Genomic DNA, 21,088 nt, shown 5'->3' with positions numbered 1-21,088 from the left:
AATGATACGCCTGTCGCTCTAGCTCAAGGGTGCGACCTTTGGTCGCGTTGGGCGCAAGGGTCGAATGGTGTAGCGGATGTAACAAGTCATGATCCAGATCAATTGACTTGTCGAGTATAGCCGTCCAGCCGCGGCGGACGGCGCCAATGGGAACCCCTTTGACGCCGCTTGAAAGGCTACCGGACCTCAACGGTGTGACTGGCGACAGGATTGCGCCAGTCGTTGTCGGCAATGATGTGCACGGTCAGGTGTTTCCTGTCGTCGGAGAGCTTGGCATGCAGCCAGGTTTTCCGGACAGCCGAGCCGCTGGTGAACAAAGGCACGTCGCCGTAGGTGTAGTTGGGCAGATGGGCCCCGGGCTTGTTGTTCCCATCGACGGAAAATACAGCGGTCACGCCATGATCCTCGATCAATTGCTTGAAACGGGTGATCTCAGCCACCGGGACTGGCCAGCGGAACGGCTGGTTCAGGCTCAACAGAATGATTTTTCCCTGAGAGCGCGCCTGTTGCAGGTCGCGCTCCAGCCAATCGAGGGACGCGGTAATTTCGTAGGCGGTGGTATTGAACACGGCGTGGGTGGAAAAATTCACCGAATACGTGGGTTGGTTATGCAATTGAACCAGGTGCACATCGCCAAAATCCCTGGCATAGGCCAGGCTCCCATACCAGGTTTTCGTCAGGCCTGAAGCCCTGGCCGACAAGTCCATGTTCCGGGTTTTTCCCCAGTAGCGTTCTTTGAAGTCGTCGACACTTCCGGCCGCACAACTGGCGCAACTTTCGACATTGAAGTCGTAGTCATGATTGCCCAGGCCGTAGTCGTAGATATTGTTCAGTTTGTTCTGCAAAACCGTCTTGATATAAGAACGCTCGCTGGCCTGACCTGACCGGGTCAAGTTGCCGTTGATCATGACAGGCACCGCGGCGGGTCCTCCTGATTGCGCACGGAACTCGGCGATGCTGGTGTACTGCGCGTCGATCAGCCAGCGGGAGCGGGACGCCGTATCGCTGGCCGATTCGGCCTCACCGTTTTCGGATTTTTCGCTGGAGGGGTACTTCGGGCTGGCGGCAAATACGATAGCACTGGGTGCTACATCCGCCGCCAATGAATGAGCGGCCGGCACGCCGTAGAGCACTAACAAAGCGGATAGAAGTTTCAAGTCAGTCAGTTTTTTCATGGAAATCCTTTTCTATGAATAATGGATATTTGTTCCAGGGGCGACTTTAGCGAGATGAACTTACGCGTGCCAGAGTGGAGGGCGGTGGCATTGATAGTGTTTGTGTCAGTGAGATAACAGGACAATTTCGGTGGCGTACATCCGGAAGATCTTCGCTGAGCCACGAAGATGCTTCGCTTGGGGAAGTACAGCCTGCCCTGGCTAAATTCGCCGCAATTTTACTGCCTGTACAGGATGTTGTAGAACGAAGCGGGGTCGTCATTTAGCAAAGACAGGTCATGACCCGTGGGGATTTTTTCGAACAGCGCTTTGGTGACGCTCATGCGACGTAGGATGATGGCCTCCAGCAGCTTACCAAACAGCACCTCATCATTGACGTATTTCTTCAGTTTCAGGAGTTCACGGGGTCGGTTTTTCAGGATGTGAAAGGAGTAGTTCATCAGAATCATGTTCGAGACGAACAGGTTTTCCGTTGATTGGAGCGGGTTGATTGTATCAATCAACGCGTTGAGTACCCGCTGCCTGTCCTGAGCATAAGTGTTCAGGAAAAGGTCGGGATACATGAGCTCGCTGTGACGGTCATTGAGCTTGAAGCGATAAGTGTCTGCGTCAGGTTCGGTCAGTAACCGGATAACGGCTGTCTGATAGTTTTTCAAATGGCTCAACAGCTCATGCTCTTTCCTGGCATCCGCCTTGATCGTTCTGTAGACCAGGTCGATGATCTCCAGAAAAGGCACAGGCCCCAAGGCATCGGTCGTCATCATCAATTGATGACCCTCGATGCTGAACCGACGATACACCTCGTCGTCGATGCTCAACTCGAAGAGCAGGAACCTGAACATGTGGTTTCTGAGTTGCGCATTGGAATCGATCGTGCTGTTCTTCAAGCTGATCAACTGGATCAAGTAGAAGAAAATAAAATAGTCCTTGTTGGTTCGTTGGCGGTTGTCGATCTCAAGTAGGTAACCAAGGCGTGAGAGAACCAGAAGCAGGGCATAGCAATCCAATTCCGTGAAACCGATTTTCGCCATGGATTTTTCGAAAGCGCTTACTGAAAACAAATCGTGCCAACGGCTCACGCTGAAGGCTGAGCCGTTGCGTTTCCTGGCCACGACTCGGAGTAATGAGGGCTCGTCTTCTTCATAGAAAATGGCGCCCAGCGCCTTAGGGTAGGGGCGGGCGTTCAGGAAATTTTCAAGCTTATAGGAGAGGAGGTTGAATATGTCCATTTAGCCTTACCCACATGTCTTCCACTTTCCATTCGGGCCTTTTTTCTCGACACGAAATGACGTGATGGTTTTATTGAATTTATCCAACAACCGGAAACCGATTCCTCTGGCCTTGGGTTCATTCGTTTTGGAAAGCACGCCATCTTTCAACCCGGTCTCCTTATAGTCAACAGTAGAGATATCTTTGTGGTTATTGAGCATGCTGACCCCTTCATTGTTGACGGTAGCGACGACTCGATATTTTTCATTGCCTGGGTTGAATCCTGGGTTGCTGTCTTGATTGACCCAAACCGCCTTCTCTCCCCGGATATTCGGTACCAAGCCCCCTTTACCGCCATTGGCGGCCTTTGAGGAAACCGTTTCGCTTTCGCCCATGTAGCGGATAATCTCGTTTTCTTTCAACCCCAATGGGTCGATCCAGGTAAACGGATTCGGTGAGTAGCGATAGAGATTAAGGCTACCGGTCAGGCCCAGAGGGTCGGGCGTAGTAAAGCGTCCGATGTCGGGGTCGTAAAAGCGAAAGGTGTTGTAGTGCAGGCCAGTTTCCCGATCCAGATATTGCCCTTGGAATCGAAGGTTCTGTTCTTCGACGTAATACGGTTCACGCACCTCCTCAAAAGTGTTGCCCCATACTTGATAGCGGGCATGCCACAGCGGATGCCCGTCATTTTCCGTCAAGGCGTATGGCTGGCCATTGGGATCGTTGTGGTAATGGCGAATGCGTTGATTCTCTTCGATGCCATCGACCCTTGCCAAGGGCTCGTGACCGTTATCAGCGTAGAGGTACAGGCTGGTCAGGCCACTTTTTTGCTCTTTTAGTAATTGCAGACCATCCCAGTCGAAGCGCGTGGAAGCGATGAGTTGACCTTTGCTGTCATGTTCAGTTTTCCCAATCCTTCGGCCCAAGGGGTCATAGCGCATCCTGACGACGCTTTCTCCCTCCACTTTCTGCGTTCGAACCTCAATCAGACGATGATCCGAGTCATATCTGAATCGTTGCAACCCGTGCCGTTGGCTGCGTTTTTCTATTATTCGTCCGAAGCCGTCGTATCGATAACGCTTATCCTGATAAGTCAGCAATTGGTTGTGCATAACCCGTCCGGCTGCGCCCCGGGAGCCGTCGAGGAGATTGGCAGCCGCATCGAAGGAGAACGTTTCATTCTGTCCTTGGCGGCTTCCCTGGCTCGCCATGATTCGTCCCGTCGCGTCGTAGTGCAGCAGTTGACGTTGCTGACCTTGTGGCATTCGTTCGAGGCGTCCTACAAGATGATCGCTGGGGTCGAATTCAAAATGGATCTGTTCGGCATTGGCCATCGGCGAAGAAGGGCTTGCGAGGCGGCGTTGGCGACTGCGTAGGCGTCCGCTACGGTCGTAGTCGCTACGCGTGTGGATTTGGCCTTGCGTGCGCATCACCTCACGATGCAGCCGGTCACGTTCGAAATCGCTGATGACTTGACCGTCAAGATTGATCTGATGCAGGTGGCCACTGCCGTAGTAGAGGCGGTTAATCCAGCGACCGTCAGGGAGTCGGGTCCGGATGAGATTGCCGAGTTCGTCGTAATGGTGCTGCAAAAGCCCTGTCGAACTCTGTTCTTCAATCAAATATCCCAACGCGTCATAAGCGAAGCCCAATCGCTGTTCATCGCCATCTTTATTGGCAGTGACGGCTTCGATCAATTGGTTTAGCGGGCTATAGCTGTACCGAGACTGTCCGTCAGGCGTGAGTCGAGTGATTAGTCGGCCTACCGCATCGCGTTCCAAATGCTGGACGATGGGTTCTTCGAGGGGTTGATGATCATTTCGCAGCGCTGCGACGGTCTCGACTCTTGTTACGTGGTCAAGAGCGTCGTAGGTGTAACGTTTGACGCTGCCATCGAGATTGCGCTGTTCAGCCAGCCGATCCCCGGCATCCCAGGCAAACCGATAGCTTTCCCCATTCTCATTGACCAGGGCCTGCAATCGTCCATAGCTGTCGTACGCAAACTGCACCTGTCGGCCCTGGGCATCGGTGCGTTGGCGCACTTGGCCGCGGCGGTTGTGTTGGTAGAACGTGGTGTGTCCGGCCGGGTCGGTGTAGCCGGTGAGCTGGCCGGCGGCGTCGCGCTGGTACTGCTCGGTGCGCCCGTCCGGCAACTGGCTGCTGAGCAGGCGGCCCTGAGCGTCATAGCTGAACTGGGTGCGTTCGCCGAGGGCATCGGTGATGGTTTGCAGATAGCCGCGCGAGTCGTAGCTGAAGCGCGTCGGGTAGCCTGAGCAATCGATGTGCTCGACGAGTTGCCCGAACGGGTTCCAACGCAGCTTCTTACGCTTGCCGGTGGCGTCGATGATCTCGATGACCTGGCCGTGGGCGTCGTAGCGGTAGCGGGTGACGTGGCCCAACGGGTCGGTCTCGGCGATGCAGTTGCCCCGCGGGTCGTAACGATACTGCCAGCCGTTGCCGGCGGCGTCGGTGTCCACCAGCGGCAAGGCCCAGTGTTCGAGCCACAGGGTGGAATCGCTGCGGCCCAAGGGGTCGGTTTCGCTGATCAGGTTGCCGGCTTCGTCGTAGCTGAAGGCATAGCCGCCGCCCTGCGGGTCGGTGGCGCTGAGTAACTGGCGTTCGTCGTTCCACTCGAACAGCCAGGTCTGGCCGAGGTTGTCGGATGAGCAGATGATCTGGTGCTGGCTGTTCCAGTGGCGGGTGCTGGTGCGTTGCAAGCTGTCGGTGATGCGCGTGGTACCGGCCGCCAGGTCATAGTCGAACTGATAGGTGTCGCCTTCGTCGGTCCAATGCCGGATTACGCGCCATTCCTGATTCTCGATCAGCGCCCATTCGTAGAAGCAGCGCAGGCCGGTGGGCAGTTGGTGCTCCACCATCCGCCGCCCGGCGTCGTAGCGGAAGCGCCGTTGCACCTGGCCGGTGGCGTCGCGTACTTCGGCAAGGTTGTTCGCCGCGTCGTAGGCGTAGCTGACCAGCACGTCCCGCGACTGGTCGGGGTAGAGGCGCTCGATGCGGGTGACACGCTCGCCTTCGCGGATCAGTTCGACCTGCACCAGGTCGAAGGTGTCGCGCAGTCGCACCAGGCGTCCGGCGTCGTCATAGTCGAGGTGGATGCGGTTGTCGTTGCGGTCGCCCAGTTGGCTCAGGCGCAGAAGCGCGGCCCGGCCCGGGGTCGGCTCGAACAGGCGGTACAGGCCGTCGTCGCTTTCGATCAACAACTGGCCGTTGACGTGCCGGCGCACGGCGAGGCCTTCGCCGGCGCTGAACACCGCGCCGCCCGAGGGGATCGCGCCCATGTCGATAGGGCGGGCCTGTTCGTCGGTGTAGATCAGGGTTTCGCCGCCGTCCGGGTGCGGGAGAATCTCCACGCAGACTTCATAGGCCACACTCCAACCGGCGCCGAACAACGTATCACGGCGCTCGTCGCGGCTGTTGTAGAAACGTTGCCAGTCGATCGGCAGGATGCCGGGCAGGGCGAAGTCCAGCTCTTCATCGCGCCCCAGCACCTTGGCCCCGGTGGCGGCGTGCACCGGATTCGACGAACCCATGGCCGCGTTGGCTGCCGCGCCCATTGCGCTGCTAACCGCCATCGACGCCGCTGCACCGGCCAGCATGCACGGCAGCTTGCTGAAAAACTTGCCCTTGCCGCCCTTGAGCATCAGCAGCGCCGTGACCGCCAGCCCCACGCCCGAGGTCTTGCCGCTGCGGATCTCGCGCACCACCACGGTACCGCCGCCGATGGTCACGTCAGGGGAAATCAGCCCCGATGACACAACCTTGGCGTCGCAAGTGCTGCGGTCACCGCTGCGCACGGCGGGCTGGCCGTTGATGGTGACCTTGTCCGAGCCTTCGGCCAAAAACTGCGGCGGCATCGGCGGGTGCTTCAGGCAGGTGATCATGTCCAGCGGCTTGGGCACGGCACCGGGCGCGGGCGTGGCGACGGTGGGGCGCCACATCTGCGAGAAGAAGCTCTCGGCCATGTCCAGGTAGCTGGGCTCGGGCTGCGGCTCCTCGAGTTCGGTGCCGGCGGGCGCGACATGGGACTCGATGGCCCCGGCGGCGCGGGCGGCGGGGATGTTGTTGGTCAGGGTGTTGGTGGCGCCAGTGAGGATGTTGGCCTGCACCGTGGGCGGAAAGAGCGCGTTGCCAATGCCCTCGCATAAATGGCTCAAGCCTTTGTCGGCCCCGGTTTTGCTCATGGCGATGCCGACCACTGCACCGACCACCGCGCCAAGCAGGAAGCAACCGAGCCCACCGGTGGCCACGGTGATGCCCGTGGCGGCCACCACGGCGGCGGTGGCCAGGGCCGTGATGGCGATGTTCGCGGCTACTTCGAGCACACCACCGAGGATGTCGGCCATCATCGAGGTGTGTTCCAGCGCATCGCCCAGGCGGGCAGCCCAAAGTGCGTCAGACATGCCGGAGCCCAGGATGTTTGACGGCCATTTGCTTGAAGGGGTCTATACCTATCACTACGCCTGTCTCCTTGGCGATGAGTTGAGGATCCGTTGTAACGTTATTTCAGCTTGACCACGGATTGAGCAACGCCACGCCGCTGCCCTGGAAATCGTTCACGTTGCGGGTGACCACGGTCAGCCCGTGGACCAGCGCGGTTGCGGCGATCAGCGCGTCGCATTCATTGCAGCGGTCCGGTACATGCAGCCGGGCGCAGCGCAGCGCGACGGCGCGATCGATCGTCAGGACTCTACCTGCAAACGCAGGCATCACATGGTTATCCAGCCATTCACGCAAGCGGCTGCCTTGAGCGGGGTCTTTGCGTTCGAAGCGCGATACGCCGGTTTCCAGTTCCAGTACGGTAATCGCCGAGACGTACAGGCTGGGGGCAGGAACGCTGCGCGCCCAGGCTTGGACGTTTCTATTTGCTTGAGGTTTGCGCAGTTCCGAAATGACGTGGGTATCGAGTAAGAACATTCAGGACAGGTCTACCGAGCGGGGAGTGATGACGGCACGCTCGGTCTCGAAATCGATATCCGGCGCATCGGGCATGACCAGCAACTCGACAATGCTGGCGTTGACGCCGGTCAGTTTCTGGTACTCCTCAATGCTTAGCAGCACGTGGGCCGGCTTGCCACGGTCGGTGATGATAACCGGCCCGTCGCGGGTGGCTTTTTTGGCACCACTTGTGTCGTGGTTGAATTCACGGCTGGAGAGTGTGGTGATGGACATGGCGGTGCCCCTCATTGAGCTTGAATGTAGGCACGTTACTACTTGCGCCGATGGCCGACAAGCGCAGCAGGACAGGTTTCGCGACACCGAGAACGAAAAGGCCCCGTCAATGTGCATTGACGGGGCCTTTTGGTGTTTCAGGCGAAAGCCTTACTGGGCGTCAGCGGCTGGAGCCTTTTCGCCGTGGGACAGGCTGTAGACATAGGCGGCCAGCAAGTGGACCTTGTCGTTGCCTTGCAGGTCGGCCTGGGCAGGCATCTGGCCCTGGCGACCGTAGCGGATGGTCTGTTGCAGTTGCGCGAAGCTCGAACCGTAGATGAACGCGCCAGGGTGGGTCAGGTCAGGGGCGCCCATGGCCGGCGTGCCTTTGCCGGCCGGACCGTGGCACGCCACGCAGTTGGCCGCGAACAGCTTCTGGCCGTTGGCCGGGTCGGCCTTGGCGCCTTCCGGCAGTTTGCGACCGTGCAGGCTGGTGACCAGGTAGGCGGCCACGTCGGCAACCCCTTGTTCACCGACCACGGCAGCCCAGCCCGGCATGACGGCGTGACGACCGCCCATGATGGTGGTCTTGATGGTTTCCGGCTCACCGCCCCAGCGCCAGTCAGCGTCGGTCAGGTTGGGGAAGCCGTAGGCACCCTTGGCGTCGGAACCGTGGCAGACCGAGCAGTTGGAGGCGAACAGGCGGCCACCCATCTTCAAGGCTTGCGGGTCCTTGGCGACTTCTTCGATCGGCATGGACGCGAACTTGGCGAAGATCGGACCGAACTTGGCATCCGAACGAGCCATTTCCTTTTCCCACTCGTGAACGCCCGTCCAGCCGGTCTGGCCGTTGGCGAAAGCGGTCTGTTTCTCGGTGTCCAGGTAGTTATAGCCTGGCAGCAGGCCTTTCCAGTTGCCCAGGCCCGGGTAGAGCACCAGGTAGCCGAGGGCGAACACGATGGTGCCCACGAACAGCATGAACCACCATTTGGGCAGTGGGTTGTCGTACTCCTCGATCCCGTCGAAGGAGTGGCCGACCGTCTCTTCGGTGGCTTCGCTGCGCTGGCCCTTGCGGGTCGACAGCAGCAGCCAGGTCAGGGAGAAGATCGTTCCCAGGCTGAGGACTGTGACGTACAGACTCCAGAACGTAGTCATTCTTTGTTACTCCTAGAAGCTTGCTCGACGTGCTTGATGGCTTCGGGATCATCCGCGAACGGCAGCAAGGTCGCGTCGTCAAACTCCGACTTGCGCTTGGGGCTGAACACCCACAGGGCCAGGCCGATAAAAGCCACCATCACGACGACGGTGCCCAGGCCGCGAATCATCCCGATATCCATTAAGAATCACCGTTTGCTTTTGATGATGGTGCCCAGGCCTTGCAGATAGGCCACCAGCGCGTCCATTTCAGTCTTGCCCTTGACGGCATCCTTGGCACCGGCGATGTCTTCGTCGGTGTAAGGCACGCCCAGGGTGCGCAGGACTTCCATTTTTTTCGCGGTGTCTTTGCCGTCGAGCTTGTTTTCTACGAGGAACGGGTAGGCCGGCATCTTCGATTCCGGCACGACGTTGCGCGGGTTGTACAAGTGCGCACGGTGCCAGTCGTCGGAGTAGCGGCCGCCAACGCGGGCCAGGTCCGGACCGGTACGCTTGGAACCCCACAGGAACGGGTGATCCCAGACGCTTTCGCCGGCGACCGAGTAGTGGCCGTAGCGTTCGGTTTCGGCGCGGAACGGACGGATCATCTGCGAGTGGCAGCCGACACAGCCGTTGGCGATGTAGATGTCGCGGCCTTCCAGTTCAAGGGCGGTGCGCGGCTTCATGCCTTCGACCGGCTTGTTGGTGACGTCCTGGAAGAACAGCGGAACGATCTGGGTCAGGCCGCCGATGCTCACGGCGATGACCATGAAGAAGGCCAGCAGGCCGATATTCTTCTCTACTGCTTCGTGCTTCATCAGTGAGCTCCAACTACGGCGATCTTGGCGGCGGCTTCAGCTTCAGCCGGGTCAGAGGCACGAACGGTGCGGTACACGTTGTAGGCCATCAACAGCATGCCGCTGGCGAAGAACGCGCCGCCCAGGGCACGCACGATGTAGCCAGGATGGCTGGCCTGCAGCGCTTCGACGAACGAGTAGGTCAGGGTGCCGTCGTCGTTGATCGCACGCCACATCAGGCCCTGAGTGATGCCGTTGACCCACATCGAGGCGATGTAGAGCACGGTACCGATGGTGGCGAGCCAGAAGTGCGCGTTGATCAGGCCGGTGCTGTGCATCTGCGCGCGACCGAACAGTTTCGGGATCATGTGGTAGATGGCACCGATGGAAATCATCGCCACCCAGCCGAGCGCACCGGCGTGTACGTGGCCGATGGTCCAGTCGGTGTAGTGGGACAGGGAGTTGACGGTCTTGATGGCCATCATCGGGCCTTCGAAGGTCGACATGCCGTAGAACGCCAGGGACACCACCAGGAACCGCAGGATCGGGTCGGTGCGCAATTTATGCCAGGCGCCCGACAGGGTCATCATGCCGTTGATCATGCCGCCCCAGCTGGGTGCCAGCAGGATGATCGACATCGCCATGCCCAGGGACTGCGCCCAGTCCGGCAGCGCGGTGTAGTGCAGGTGGTGCGGACCGGCCCAGATGTACAGGGTGATCAGCGCCCAGAAGTGGACGATGGACAGGCGATAGGAATAGATCGGACGCTCGGCCTGTTTCGGCACGAAGTAGTACATCATCCCCAAAAAGCCGGTGGTCAGGAAGAAGCCCACGGCGTTGTGGCCGTACCACCACTGGATCATCGCGTCGGTCGCGCCCGAGTAGGCCGAGTACGACTTGAACAGGCTGACCGGCAACGACATGTGGTTGACGATGTGCAGCATGGCCGTCACGACGATGAAGGCACCGTAGAACCAGTTACCGACATAGATGTGCTTGGTCTTGCGCTTGACGATGGTGCCGAAGAACACCAGACCGTAGGTCACCCAGACAATGGCCAGCAGAATAGCCAGGGGCCATTCCAGTTCCGCGTATTCCTTGGTGGTGGTGAAACCCATTGGCAAGGTCACGATCGCGCCGACGATGACCGCTTGCCAACCCCAGAAGGTGAAGGCGGCGAGGCTGTCGGAGATCAGTCGCGTTTGGCAGGTTCGCTGCACGACGTAGTAAGAAGTGGCAAACAACGCACAACCACCGAAGGCGAAGATCACCAGGTTGGTGTGCAGCGGGCGCAGGCGTCCAAATGTCGTCCATGGCAGATCGAAGTTCAACTCCGGCCAGACCAGTTGCGAGGCGATGAAGACACCGAGCCCCATGCCAAGGATCCCCCAGACCACCGTCATGATGGCGAACTGGCGGACTACCTTATAGTTATAAGCAGTCGGACTGATTGCTGTGCTCATTCTAAGGTTCCACGGTTTGGGTGTTTTATTAGGATAAAAATCGGTCGCAAGTATGGAGAAAGCGGGGGGTCATTGCAACGCGCCATGACCTGGGTCAATGCTTTCCGACGCTGATTCTGCGGCCTTTCCATGTTCCGTGTAGGGACAAAATCGGCCCACGGAAAAATGTCGCGACAGAGGAAAGCGGCGAGGGGTTCAGGTCGGTTGTAACGGGGTGTGTTCAAACGCTGCGTTCGAGGGATGCCGGGCAATTGTCGCAACAGCCGGTATTCCCTGCCTTTGCGGCTTTTCTTGTCGAACGATTGTCGGACACATCGGGTCGGGTCGACCTGAAACAGGCAGTCGCCAATGCACGCAGAGGCAAGCTTAGACCCGATTCGCAGGAACCGAAAGAAAGACCTTGGGAGGGTGCGACAAATAGAAGCAGCTACGCGTTTCGAGCTGCAAGCTGCAAGCGAGCACGCGTCGCTTGCAGCTTTTGCTTTTGCTGTTACTTGAGGCTTGCAGCCTGCGGCTTGCCGCTCAACTGCGTATCACTTTTGGAAAGGCTGTAAACGTAAGCGGCAAGCAGTTGCACCTTGTCATTGCCGAGCATTTCATTCTGCGCCGGCATATGGCCCTGGCGACCATGGCGAATGGTCTGTTGCAACTGGGCCAGGCTGGTGCCGTAGATGAAACCGGCCGGTTGCGTCAGGTTAGGCGCGCCCATGGCTTCGGTGCCCTGGCCGTTGGCGCCGTGGCAGGCGACGCAGGTGGTGTTGAAGGCCTGCTGGCCGGCTTGCAGGTCGGCGCCGCTGTCCGCTGGCAACGGCAGGCCGGCCAGGTCATGGCGCACGTACGCCGCGACGTTCTTGACCCCGGCGTCCCCAAGCACCTCGCCCCAGGCCGGCATCGCCGCCATGCGGCCACCCATGATGGTGGTCTTGATGGTGTCGGCCGCGCCGCCCCAGCGCCAGTTGTTGTCGGCCAGGTTCGGGAAGCCGAAGGCGCCCTTGGCGTCCGAGCCGTGGCAGACCGAGCAGTTGGAGGCGAACAGGCGGGCGCCCATTTTCAGGGCTTGTGGGTCCTTGGCGACTTCTTCCACGGGCATCGCGGCGAACTTGGCGAAGATCGGCCCGAACTTGGCGTCGGCCTTGGCCATTTCCTTTTCCCATTCGTGGGCACCGGTCCAGCCATTCTCGTAGCCGGGCAGGATGCCTTTCCAGTTGCCCAGGCCCGGATACAGGACCAGGTAGCCGACGGAAAACACCAGGGTGCCGGCGAACAACAGGAACCACCATTGCGGCAGCGGGTTGTCGTACTCCTCGATGCCGTCGAAGCTGTGGCCCATGGTCTGGTCGACGCTGCCCTTGGTCTCGCCCTTGCGGGTACCGATCAGCAGCCAGGTCAGGCCGATCAGGCTGCCGAGGGTCAGTACGCAGATCCACGTACTCCAGAAGGTGGTCATGGCCGGGTACTCCTTGTTGCAGGGTCTTGGGGATTGGCGGTATCGGCGGGTGGCTCGTCGGCGAACGGCAGCAGGCGCGCCTGGGCGAATTCCGGGCCGCGCTTGCTGCTGAACGCCCACAGGAGCAGGCCGATGAAGGCGACGAAGACCACGATCGTGCCCAGGCCGCGGATCATTCCAGTGCTCATTTCAAGAAACATGGGGCTCACCTCTTGCTCTTGATGGCAGTGCCGAGCACTTGCAGGTAGGCCACCAGGGCGTCCATTTCGGTCTTGCCCTTGAGCGAGGCCACGGCGCCTGTGATGTCATCGTCGGTGTACGGCACACCCAGGGTGCGCATGGCCCGCAGCTTGGTCTCGGTGTGGCTGCTGTCCACGGCCTGGGTCACCAGCCATGGGTAGGCCGGCATCTTCGACTCGGGCACCACGTTGCGCGGGTTGTACAGGTGCGCACGGTGCCAGTCGTCGGAGTAGCGTGCGCCGACGCGGGCCAGGTCCGGGCCGGTACGCTTGGAACCCCACAGGAACGGGTGGTCCCAGACGCTTTCACCGGCGACCGAGTAGTGGCCGTAGCGCTCGGTTTCGGCGCGGAACGGACGGATCATCTGCGAATGGCAGCCGACGCAGCCTTCGCGGATATAGATGTCACGGCCTTCCAGTTGTAGGGCGGTGTAGGGCTTCATGCCATCCACCGGCTTGTTGGTGACGTCCTGGAAGAACAGCGGCACGATCTGGGTCAGGCCGCCGATGCTCACGGCCAGCACCATCAGCAGCATCAGCAGGCCGACGTTTTTTTCGATTGTTTCGTGTTTCATGGCGGACTCCTCAGGCCATCTGCGCGGCAGCGGCGGCTTCGGCAGGCTGGTAAGCCCGCACGGTGCGCCAGGTGTTGTAGGCCATCAGCAGCATGCCGGTGAGGAAGACTGCCCCGCCCACCAGCCGTACGATGAAGCCCGGGTGGCTGGCCACCAGCGTCTCGACGAAGGAGTAGGTGAGCGTGCCGTCCTCGTTCACCGCGCGCCACATCAGGCCCTGGGCGATGCCGTTGACCCACATCGAGGCGATGTAGAGCACGGTGCCGATGGTCGCGAGCCAGAAGTGCGCGTTGATCAGGCCGATGCTGTGCATCTGTGGCCGGCCGAAGACTTTCGGGATCATGTGATACAGCGCGCCGATGGAAATCATCGCCACCCAGCCGAGTGCGCCGGCGTGTACGTGGCCGATGGTCCAGTCGGTGTAGTGGGAGAGGGCGTTGACGGTCTTGATGGCCATCATCGGGCCTTCGAAGGTCGACATGCCGTAGAACGCCAGGGACACCACCAGGAACCGCAGGATCGGGTCGCTGCGCAACTTATGCCAGGCGCCCGAGAGGGTCATCATGCCGTTGATCATGCCGCCCCAGCTCGGTGCCAGCAGGATCAGCGACATCACCATGCCCAGCGACTGCGCCCAGTCCGGCAGCGCGGTGTAGTGCAGGTGGTGAGGACCCGCCCAGATGTACAGGGTGATCAGCGCCCAGAAGTGAACGATGGACAGGCGATAGGAATACACCGGACGCTCGGCCTGTTTCGGCACGAAGTAGTACATCATCCCCAGGAACCCGGCCGTGAGGAAGAAGCCTACGGCGTTGTGCCCGTACCACCATTGCACCATCGCGTCCGTCGCCCCGGCGTACACCGAGTAGGACTTGGTGAAGCTCACCGGCAGTTCCAGGTTGTTGACGATGTGCAGGATCGCCACGGTCAGGATGAACCCGCCGAAGAACCAGTTGCCGACGTAGATGTGCTTGGTGTTGCGCTTGGCCACGGTGCCGAAGAAGACGATGGCGTAGGCGACCCAGACAATGGTGATCAGGATGTCGATCGGCCATTCCAGCTCGGCGTATTCCTTGGAACTGGTGTAGCCCAGCGGCAGGCTGATGGCCGCCAGCAGAATCACCAGTTGCCAGCCCCAGAAGCAGAAAGCGGCGATTTTCGGCGCAAACAGCTGGGTCTGGCAGGTGCGCTGCACCGAATAGAACGAACTGGCGAACAGCGCGCAGCCACCGAAGGCGAAGATCACCGCGTTGGTGTGCAGCGGACGCAGGCGACCGAAGCTGGTCCAGGGCAAATCGAAGTTGAGCTGTGGCCAGACCAATTGGGCGGCGAGAAAAACCCCGAGCCCCATGCCGACGATGCCCCACACCACCGTCATAATGGCGAATTGGCGGACCACCTTGTAGTTGTAGGCGGTACTGATAGAAGTGTTCATGGTTCCCCATCCACGGTTCAGCCGAAGTGAGCGCCTGCGCAAGGCAGGGCGGCGTGCTTCGCCTGGAGTTATAGGCAGACTAAAAGCGAGGCAAGCATGGACAAACAGCACAAGGCCAGTATTGACGGGGATCAATGGGCGCGGTGCGTGGCCCAACACGGTTGGCTGTGGACGCCGGCACAACCGGTGGACGACGGCGAGCCGCCGACCCTGATCCTGGCCCATGGTGCGGGTGCGCCGATGGACAGCGGTTTCATGGACGACATGGCCGCACGTCTTGCTGCGCAGGGCGTCAACGTGTTGCGCTTCGAGTTTCCCTACATGGCCCAACGACGCCTGGACGGCGGCAAGCGCCCCCCAACCCGGCACCGAAATTGTTGGAATGCTGGCGCGAGGTGTACGCCACCGTGCGGCCTTATGTCGCGGGTCGACTGGCGATTGGCGGCAAATCCATGGGCGGGCGGATGGCGAGCCTGTTGGCTGACGAACTGGGGTGCGACGCGCTGGTGTGCCTCGGGTATCCGTTCTATGCGCCGGGCAAACCGGAGAAGCCGCGGGTCGAGCATCTGGCCGAATTGAAGGCCCCAACGCTGATCATCCAGGGCGAGCGCGACGCGTTGGGCAATCGCGAGGCGGTGGCGGGGTATGCGTTGTCAGCCAGTATCGAGGTGGTGTGGCTGGAGGCGGGGGATCATGACCTCAAGCCGTTGAAGGCTTCGGGGTTCAGTCATGGGCAGCATTTGGAGACGGCGGCGCAGGCGGTTGCTGGGTTTCTTCTTCGCCATTGAGCGTGTCCGGCGGGGCCTCTTCGCGGGCAAGCCCGCTCCCACAGAGGAATGCGGCGTTCATGCGAGCGCATTGCAAATGTGGGAGCGGGCGTGTTCGCGAAGGTTTGTAACGCTGCAACTCTTTTAAATGGGCAAAAAAAACCGGGAAGCACTGTCTTCCCGGTTTTTTATCCCGCTAAGCCCTGTCAGCGGTTGAACCGTTCCACCAGCGAGTACTGGGTATTGGCCGTGCGGGTCAGTTCTTCGCTCAGCAGCGCCGAGCTGTGAGCCTGCCCCGAAGTCTGGTCGGCCAGTTCCGAGATGTTGCTGATGTTGCGGCTGATCTCCTCGGCCACCGAGCTTTGCTCCTCGGTCGCTGCGGCGATCTGGGTGGTCATGTCGGTGATGTTGGCCACCGCTTCGCTGATGCCCACCAATGCCTGGTCCGCTTCCATGACCCGCGCCACACCCTCTTCGGCTTGGCGATGGCCGGCGTCCATGGTTTGCACGGCGTTGGTGGCGGTCTGCTGGAGCTTGGCGATCAGGGCGTGGATCTGCCCGGTGGATTCGCTGGTGCGCTGCGCCAGTTGCCGCACTTCGTCGGCCACCACGGCAAATCCGCGGCCCATCTCACCGGCACGGGCCGCTTCGATGGCGGCGTTCAGCGCCAGCAGGTTGGTCTGGTCGGCGATGCCTTTGATCACGTCCACCACGCCGCCGATCTCGTCGCTGTCCTTGGCCAGTTGGGTCACGGTCTGGCCCGTTTCACCCACGACAACCGACAGTCGCTCGATGGCCTCGCGGGTTTCCCCGGCAATGTCGCGGCCGCGACCGGTCAGGCGATTGGCCTCCTGGGTCGCATCGGCGGTGCGCTGTACATGGCTGGCGACTTCCTGGGTGGTCGCCGCCATCTGGTTCACCGCCGTGGCCACCTGCTCGGTTTCCACTCGCTGGCGCTCCAGGCCACTGGAGCTGTCGTGGGCCAGGGAGTTGGACTGGCGAGCCTGATCGTTGAGGTGCTCGGCGGTGTCCTGCAAGCGGGTCAGGCAGGTTTTCAGGCGCGCTTCCTGGCTGAGGATCGACATCTCCAGGCGTGCCTGGGCGCCACGGCTGTCGGTGTACATCTGGGCGATCAGCGGGTCGGAAGTGGTCTGTTCGGCCAGGCGCAGCAGGCGCTTGATCCCGCGTTGCTGCCATTGCAGCCCCATCAGGCCCAACGGCACCGACAGCACCGCCGCGAGGGCGAAGCCCCAGTGGGAGTTGAGGAACGCGCCGACGACGAAGCTCAACTGGCTGACCAGGATGAACGGCAGCCAGTCCTGCAGCATGGGCAGCCACTTGTCGCTGCGTGGAACCGCGGGCTTGCCCTGGTTGATGCGGCGATACAGCGCCTCGGCCCGGGTGATCTGCTCGGCGGTCGGCTTGACCCGTACCGACTCGTAGCCGATCACCTGGTTGCCTTCGAATATAGGCGTGACGTAGGCGTTGACCCAGTAATGGTCGCCGCTTTTGCAGCGATTCTTGACGATGCCCATCCATGGCAAGCCTTGTTTCAGCGTGCCCCACATATGGGCGAACACGGCGGAAGGAACGTCGGGATGGCGTACCAGGTTGTGCGGTGAACGAATCAGTTCCTCCTTGGAAAACCCGCTGATTTCGACGAATGCGTCGTTGCAGTAGGTGATCACACCTTTGGCGTCGGTGGTGGAAATCAATCGTTGCTGGGCCGGGAAGGTCCTTTCGCGTTGTGTAATGGGTTGGTTATTACGCATGGTGTGTAGATCCGCAAGGCTTTGAAAGGTTGTCGGCGTCGTCAGGTTTAAGTTGAAGTTATTTTTGCCTGTCGCTATCACGCCAGCATCGGGTAGGTAAATAGGGCGAAATGAAGCAGGTTGAGGGCAAAATGCGTGGCGATTGCCGCGCCCAGGCCACCGAAACGGTACGCCAGGCCATAACCGATCCCCGCCAGGCCCGACAGCAACACCCATTGCCAGCCAGCGCCGGCATGCACCAGGCCGAATACCAGCGAGGCCAGGAGCAAGGCCAGGTTGTCGCCATAGGCCAGATGTTTGAAACGCCGGCTCAGGCCTCCCTGAATGTAGCCACGAAACAGCGCTTCCTCCACCAATGTCACCAGTAAAAGATTATTGGCCAGCCAGATCCACGCCTGGTCCGGCCATTTCGGCGCCCAGTGGATCATGCCCAGCAGCAGTGCCCCGCCCAATGCAAGGACTGCGCTCAGACCCAGGCCCAGGGCCGTGGCGAAGACCGACAGGCGCAGCGAGCGCCGGCCGACGACCCACGGGCAGGCCAGTAGCAGCCAAAAGCCTATCAGGGGTTTGTCCTGGTTCAAGTACAGCGCGAATCGCGCGGCGTCGTCAGTCAGGCGCTGTGGAGGGATCACCCGGCCATTGAAAAAACCAGGCATCCAATGCATCGCCAACGCGAGGGCCATCACCAGGAACAGGACGTGCCCGAGAAACCGGCCGACCGGCATCGCTTGCTGGCGAACGGCATAACCGGCGAACAGTAGCAATACCAGCGTAATGGCGGCCGTCCACGCCAAATGCCCGTAGACCAGGGCCAAGGCATAGCCAAGAGAAAGAAGGGCCAGGTAAGGCCAGGGGAGAGCAGGCATATAACATCCTTTTAGGCGGTGGCGCTTTGGGCGAACGTGGTCGCCGCGTCTACGACGCTGCCATGTCACGCAAAGAGCACAAAGGGTGTCCACGCCGACTCATGGACGCGCGCGGGCACCTCGCGGCTGACACCGTTCCGTGAGCGTCAGTGGGGAGGGGATTATAAGCAGGTCGATACAAAAACGGCGATTGAACCGTTCATCCGGGGGAAAGCCTTGTGGGAGCGAGCTTGCTCGCTCCCACAAGAGATTGCGTTCAACTGGCGATCAACTGCCGCAGCACGTAGTGCAGGATCCCGCCGGCCTTGAAGTACTCCACTTCATTGAGTGTATCGATCCGGCACAACACCTCGATCCGCTCCTGGCGACCGTCCTCGCGGGTGATCACCAGGGGCAGGTTCATCCGCGGGGTCAGCTCGACGCCATCCAGGCCAAGGATGTCCAGGGTTTCCTTGCCCGTGAGGTTCAGGCGCTTGCGGTTCTGGTCGAGCTTGAACTGCAACGGCAGCACGCCCATGCCCACCAGATTGGAGCGGTGGATGCGCTCGAAGCTTTCGGCGATCACCGCCTTGACCCCCAGCAGGTTGGTGCCCTTGGCCGCCCAGTCCCGGCTCGAACCGGTGCCGTACTCCTGGCCGGCGATCACCACCAGTGGCGTGCCCGTGGCCTGGTACAGCATGGCGGCGTCGTAGATCGGCATTTTTTCGCCGCTGGGTATATAGATCGTGTTGCCGCCTTCTTCGCCGTCGAGCATTTCATTGCGTATGCGGATATTGGCGAAGGTGCCGCGCATCATCACCTGGTGGTTGCCGCGCCTTGAGCCGTAGGAGTTGAAGTCCCGCGGTTCCACGCCCTGTTCGCGCAGGTAGCGACCGGCGGGGCTGTCGGTCTTGATGTTGCCGGCCGGGGAGATGTGGTCGGTGGTGACCGAGTCCCCGAGCAGCGCCAGGACCCGGGCGCCTTCGACGTTCCTGATGGCCGGTGGTGGCCCGCCAATACCGTCGAAGAACGGTGGGTGCTGGATGTAGGTCGAGTCGTCCTGCCAGACGTAGGTTGCCGCCTGTGGCACCTCGATGGCCTGCCACTGCTCGTCACCGGCAAACACGGCGGCGTATTCCTTGTGGAACATGCTGGTGTTGACCTTGGCCACGGCCTCGGCCACTTCCTGGCTGCTGGGCCAGATGTCCCGCAGGTACACCGGCTTGCCGTGCTGGTCGTTCCCCAGCGGCTCGCTGCTGATGTCGATGCGCACGGTGCCCGCCAGGGCGTAGGCGACCACCAGGGGCGGCGAGGCCAGCCAGTTGGTCTTCACCAGTGGATGCACCCGGCCTTCGAAGTTGCGGTTGCCCGACAAGACCGACGCCACGGTCAGGTCGGCTTTTTGGATGGCTTTCTCGATCGGGTCCGGCAGCGGCCCGGAGTTGCCGATGCAGGTGGTGCAACCGTAGCCCACCAGGGCAAAGCCGAGCTGGTCCAGGTACTCGGTCAGGCCGGCGGCCTTGTAGTAGTCGGTGACGACCTTGGAGCCGGGCGCCAGGGAGCTCTTGACCCAGGGTTTGCGCGTCAGGCCTTTTTCAACGGCTTTCTTGGCCAGCAGCCCGGCGGCCATCATCACGCTGGGGTTGGACGTATTGGTGCAGGACGTGATGGCGGCGATCACCACCGCGCCGTTTTTCAGCCGATGGGTATGGCCTTCGAACTCATACTCGGCTTCGCCGACCTGATCGGCGTTGCCCACCGCGACACCGCCACCGCCCTCACTTTCCAGGCGACCTTCTTCCTTGCTGGTGGGTTTGACCTGCAGGCCCAGGAAGTCGCTGAAGGCCTGGCCGACGTTAGGCAGCGAGACCCGGTCCTGGGGGCGTTTCGGCCCGGCGAGGCTGGCCTCGACGCTGCCCATGTCCAGGGCCAGGGTGTCGGTGAATACCGGCTCCAGGCCGGGCAGGCGCCACAGGCCCTGGGCCTTGCAGTAGGCTTCCACCAGTTTCACGGTTTCCGTCGGCCGGCCGGACAGGCGCAAATAATCCAGGGTGACGTCGTCCACCGGGAAGAAACCGCACGTGGCACCGTATTCCGGGGCCATGTTGGCGATGGTGGCGCGGTCGGCCAGGGGCAGGTCGGCGAGGCCGTCGCCATAGAATTCGACGAACTTGCCCACCACCCCTTTCTTGCGCAGCATCTGCGTGACCGTCAGCACCAGGTCGGTGGCGGTGATGCCTTCGCGCAGCTTGCCGGTGAGTTTGAAGCCGATCACTTCGGGGATCAGCATCGACACCGGTTGGCCCAGCATCGCCGCCTCGGCCTCGATTCCGCCGACGCCCCAGCCCAGTACACCGAGGCCATTGATCATGGTGGTGTGGGAGTCGGTGCCCACCAGGGTGTCTGGAAAGGCATAGGTGCGGCCGTCTTCTTCGCGGGTCCACACGGTGCGGCCCAGGTACTCGAGGTTGACCTGGTGGCAAATGCCGGTGCCCGGCGGCACCACGCTGAAATTATCGAAGGCGCTCTGGCCCCAACGCAGGAAGGCGTAGCGTTCGCCGTTGCGCTGCATCTCGATGTCGACGTTCTGTTCGAATGCGTCGCGGCTGGCGAAGCGATCGACCATCACCGAGTGGTCGATCACCAGGTCCACCGGTGACAGCGGGTTGATCCGCTGCGGGTCGCCGCCGGCCTGTTCGACGGCGGCGCGCATGGCCGCCAGGTCAACCACCGCCGGGACGCCGGTGAAGTCTTGCATCAACACCCGTGCGGGGCGGTACTGGATCTCGCGGTCGGAACGACGATCCTTGAGCCACCCGGCCAGGGCCTTGAGGTCGGCGCCGGTGACGGTTTTTTCATCTTCCCAGCGCAGCAGGTTTTCCAGCAGCACCTTCAGGGACATGGGCAGCTTGTCCAGGTCGCCGAGGCTGCGGGCAGCGTCCGGGAGACTGAAATAGTGGTAAGTCCTGGCGTCGACTTGCAATGTTTTAAGGGTTTTCAGGCTATCGAGGGACGGCATTGAAATCACTCCTTTGAGTCCGCACGGCTACGGACTGACGGGGAC

At 61.0% G+C, this 21,088-nt stretch carries 16 protein-coding genes and 1 pseudogene; 1 reads left to right on the top strand and 16 read right to left on the bottom strand.

Features of this window, described 5'->3' with window-relative positions:
• Positions 1-176 precede the first annotated feature (176 nt).
• The 13 genes from KI241_RS18315 to ccoN (KI241_RS18255) form a co-directional block, all read right to left on the bottom strand.
• Positions 177-1,175 (bottom strand): phosphoesterase, encoded by a 999-nt coding sequence (locus KI241_RS18315; RefSeq protein ID WP_212802842.1) that lies wholly within the window; start codon positions 1,173-1,175, stop codon positions 177-179.
• Between the two features lie 218 nt (positions 1,176-1,393).
• Positions 1,394-2,404 carry a hypothetical protein gene (locus KI241_RS18310; protein WP_042728023.1) on the bottom strand — a complete coding sequence of 337 codons (1,011 nt, stop codon included), beginning with the start codon at positions 2,402-2,404 and terminating at the stop codon, positions 1,394-1,396.
• A 6-nt stretch (positions 2,405-2,410) separates the two neighbouring features.
• The gene (locus tag KI241_RS18305) at positions 2,411-6,802 is read right to left on the bottom strand and encodes an RHS repeat-associated core domain-containing protein (protein WP_244868232.1); all 4,392 of its coding nucleotides are present in this window, start codon (positions 6,800-6,802) and stop codon (positions 2,411-2,413) included.
• 103 nt (positions 6,803-6,905) lie between these two features.
• Positions 6,906-7,316 carry a type II toxin-antitoxin system VapC family toxin gene (locus KI241_RS18300; RefSeq protein ID WP_212802841.1) on the bottom strand — a complete coding sequence of 137 codons (411 nt, stop codon included), beginning with the start codon at positions 7,314-7,316 and terminating at the stop codon, positions 6,906-6,908.
• Positions 7,317-7,571: a type II toxin-antitoxin system Phd/YefM family antitoxin gene (locus KI241_RS18295; RefSeq protein ID WP_042731112.1), complete on the bottom strand. Its 255-nt coding sequence runs from the start codon at positions 7,569-7,571 to the stop codon at positions 7,317-7,319.
• A gap of 150 nt (positions 7,572-7,721) precedes the next feature.
• Positions 7,722-8,705, bottom strand: a complete 984-nt coding sequence (gene ccoP / locus KI241_RS18290; RefSeq protein WP_042731113.1) for a cytochrome-c oxidase, cbb3-type subunit III — start codon at positions 8,703-8,705, stop codon at positions 7,722-7,724.
• Positions 8,702-8,887 (bottom strand): CcoQ/FixQ family Cbb3-type cytochrome c oxidase assembly chaperone, encoded by a 186-nt coding sequence (locus KI241_RS18285; protein WP_003183474.1) that lies wholly within the window; start codon positions 8,885-8,887, stop codon positions 8,702-8,704. The genes ccoP (KI241_RS18290) and KI241_RS18285 overlap by 4 nt, the downstream gene beginning before the upstream one ends.
• A 6-nt stretch (positions 8,888-8,893) precedes the next feature.
• Positions 8,894-9,502 (bottom strand): cytochrome-c oxidase, cbb3-type subunit II, encoded by a 609-nt coding sequence (ccoO, locus tag KI241_RS18280; RefSeq protein WP_003199605.1) that lies wholly within the window; start codon positions 9,500-9,502, stop codon positions 8,894-8,896.
• Entirely contained in the window at positions 9,502-10,944 is a 1,443-nt protein-coding gene (gene ccoN, locus KI241_RS18275) for a cytochrome-c oxidase, cbb3-type subunit I (protein WP_042731114.1), read from the bottom strand. Before ccoN (KI241_RS18275) ends, ccoO (KI241_RS18280) begins: the two co-directional genes overlap by 1 nt.
• Positions 10,945-11,434: 490 nt before the next feature.
• Positions 11,435-12,391: a cytochrome-c oxidase, cbb3-type subunit III gene (ccoP, locus tag KI241_RS18270; RefSeq protein ID WP_047737788.1), complete on the bottom strand. Its 957-nt coding sequence runs from the start codon at positions 12,389-12,391 to the stop codon at positions 11,435-11,437.
• Positions 12,388-12,591 (bottom strand): cbb3-type cytochrome c oxidase subunit 3, encoded by a 204-nt coding sequence (locus tag KI241_RS18265; protein ID WP_042731116.1) that lies wholly within the window; start codon positions 12,589-12,591, stop codon positions 12,388-12,390. Before KI241_RS18265 ends, ccoP (KI241_RS18270) begins: the two co-directional genes overlap by 4 nt.
• 5 nt (positions 12,592-12,596) lie before the next feature.
• Positions 12,597-13,205, bottom strand: a complete 609-nt coding sequence (ccoO, locus tag KI241_RS18260) for a cytochrome-c oxidase, cbb3-type subunit II (protein ID WP_042731117.1) — start codon at positions 13,203-13,205, stop codon at positions 12,597-12,599.
• 10 nt (positions 13,206-13,215) lie between these two features.
• The gene (gene ccoN, locus KI241_RS18255; protein ID WP_042731118.1) at positions 13,216-14,640 is read right to left on the bottom strand and encodes a cytochrome-c oxidase, cbb3-type subunit I; all 1,425 of its coding nucleotides are present in this window, start codon (positions 14,638-14,640) and stop codon (positions 13,216-13,218) included.
• A 96-nt stretch (positions 14,641-14,736) separates the two neighbouring features.
• Between ccoN (KI241_RS18255) and KI241_RS18250 the strand changes: the two are divergent.
• A pseudogene (locus KI241_RS18250) lies at positions 14,737-15,428 on the top strand (alpha/beta family hydrolase).
• Positions 15,429-15,613: 185 nt separating this feature from the next.
• Here KI241_RS18250 and KI241_RS18245 read toward each other — a convergent pair.
• The 3 genes from KI241_RS18245 to acnA all read right to left on the bottom strand — a co-directional run bounded on the left by KI241_RS18245 (position 15,614) and on the right by acnA (position 21,043).
• On the bottom strand, positions 15,614-17,179 hold the full coding sequence (locus tag KI241_RS18245) for a PAS domain-containing methyl-accepting chemotaxis protein (RefSeq protein WP_042731120.1): 1,566 nt from the start codon (positions 17,177-17,179) through the stop codon (positions 15,614-15,616).
• 77 nt (positions 17,180-17,256) lie between these two features.
• Positions 17,257-18,045 carry a CPBP family intramembrane glutamic endopeptidase gene (locus KI241_RS18240; RefSeq protein ID WP_042731121.1) on the bottom strand — a complete coding sequence of 263 codons (789 nt, stop codon included), beginning with the start codon at positions 18,043-18,045 and terminating at the stop codon, positions 17,257-17,259.
• 256 nt (positions 18,046-18,301) lie between these two features.
• Complete coding sequence (gene acnA, locus KI241_RS18235) at positions 18,302-21,043, bottom strand: aconitate hydratase AcnA (RefSeq protein WP_047737780.1); 2,742 nt, start codon at positions 21,041-21,043, stop codon at positions 18,302-18,304.
• Between the last annotated feature and the right edge of the window lie 45 nt (positions 21,044-21,088).

This window comes from Pseudomonas sp. Cab53, assembly GCF_018325965.1.
Lineage (GTDB): Bacteria > Pseudomonadota > Gammaproteobacteria > Pseudomonadales > Pseudomonadaceae > Aquipseudomonas > Aquipseudomonas chlororaphis_E.
Note: the sequence above shows the minus strand (reverse complement) of the source record. Positions and strands in the feature narration are given on the sequence as shown.

What these genes read in the sequence shown, in the direction of transcription:
- KI241_RS18315 (WP_212802842.1), bottom strand. Translation starts at nt 1,175, where the DNA reads ATGAAAAAACTGACTGACTTGAAACTTCTATCCGCTTTGTTAGTGCTC.
- KI241_RS18310 (WP_042728023.1), bottom strand. Translation starts at nt 2,404, where the DNA reads ATGGACATATTCAACCTCCTCTCCTATAAGCTTGAAAATTTCCTGAAC.
- KI241_RS18305 (WP_244868232.1), bottom strand. Translation starts at nt 6,802, where the DNA reads ATGTCTGACGCACTTTGGGCTGCCCGCCTGGGCGATGCGCTGGAACAC.
- KI241_RS18300 (WP_212802841.1), bottom strand. Translation starts at nt 7,316, where the DNA reads ATGTTCTTACTCGATACCCACGTCATTTCGGAACTGCGCAAACCTCAA.
- KI241_RS18295 (WP_042731112.1), bottom strand. Translation starts at nt 7,571, where the DNA reads ATGTCCATCACCACACTCTCCAGCCGTGAATTCAACCACGACACAAGT.
- ccoP (WP_042731113.1), bottom strand. Translation starts at nt 8,705, where the DNA reads ATGACTACGTTCTGGAGTCTGTACGTCACAGTCCTCAGCCTGGGAACG.
- KI241_RS18285 (WP_003183474.1), bottom strand. Translation starts at nt 8,887, where the DNA reads ATGGATATCGGGATGATTCGCGGCCTGGGCACCGTCGTCGTGATGGTG.
- ccoO (WP_003199605.1), bottom strand. Translation starts at nt 9,502, where the DNA reads ATGAAGCACGAAGCAGTAGAGAAGAATATCGGCCTGCTGGCCTTCTTC.
- ccoN (WP_042731114.1), bottom strand. Translation starts at nt 10,944, where the DNA reads ATGAGCACAGCAATCAGTCCGACTGCTTATAACTATAAGGTAGTCCGC.
- ccoP (WP_047737788.1), bottom strand. Translation starts at nt 12,391, where the DNA reads ATGACCACCTTCTGGAGTACGTGGATCTGCGTACTGACCCTCGGCAGC.
- KI241_RS18265 (WP_042731116.1), bottom strand. Translation starts at nt 12,591, where the DNA reads ATGTTTCTTGAAATGAGCACTGGAATGATCCGCGGCCTGGGCACGATC.
- ccoO (WP_042731117.1), bottom strand. Translation starts at nt 13,205, where the DNA reads ATGAAACACGAAACAATCGAAAAAAACGTCGGCCTGCTGATGCTGCTG.
- ccoN (WP_042731118.1), bottom strand. Translation starts at nt 14,640, where the DNA reads ATGAACACTTCTATCAGTACCGCCTACAACTACAAGGTGGTCCGCCAA.
- KI241_RS18245 (WP_042731120.1), bottom strand. Translation starts at nt 17,179, where the DNA reads ATGCGTAATAACCAACCCATTACACAACGCGAAAGGACCTTCCCGGCC.
- KI241_RS18240 (WP_042731121.1), bottom strand. Translation starts at nt 18,045, where the DNA reads ATGCCTGCTCTCCCCTGGCCTTACCTGGCCCTTCTTTCTCTTGGCTAT.
- acnA (WP_047737780.1), bottom strand. Translation starts at nt 21,043, where the DNA reads ATGCCGTCCCTCGATAGCCTGAAAACCCTTAAAACATTGCAAGTCGAC.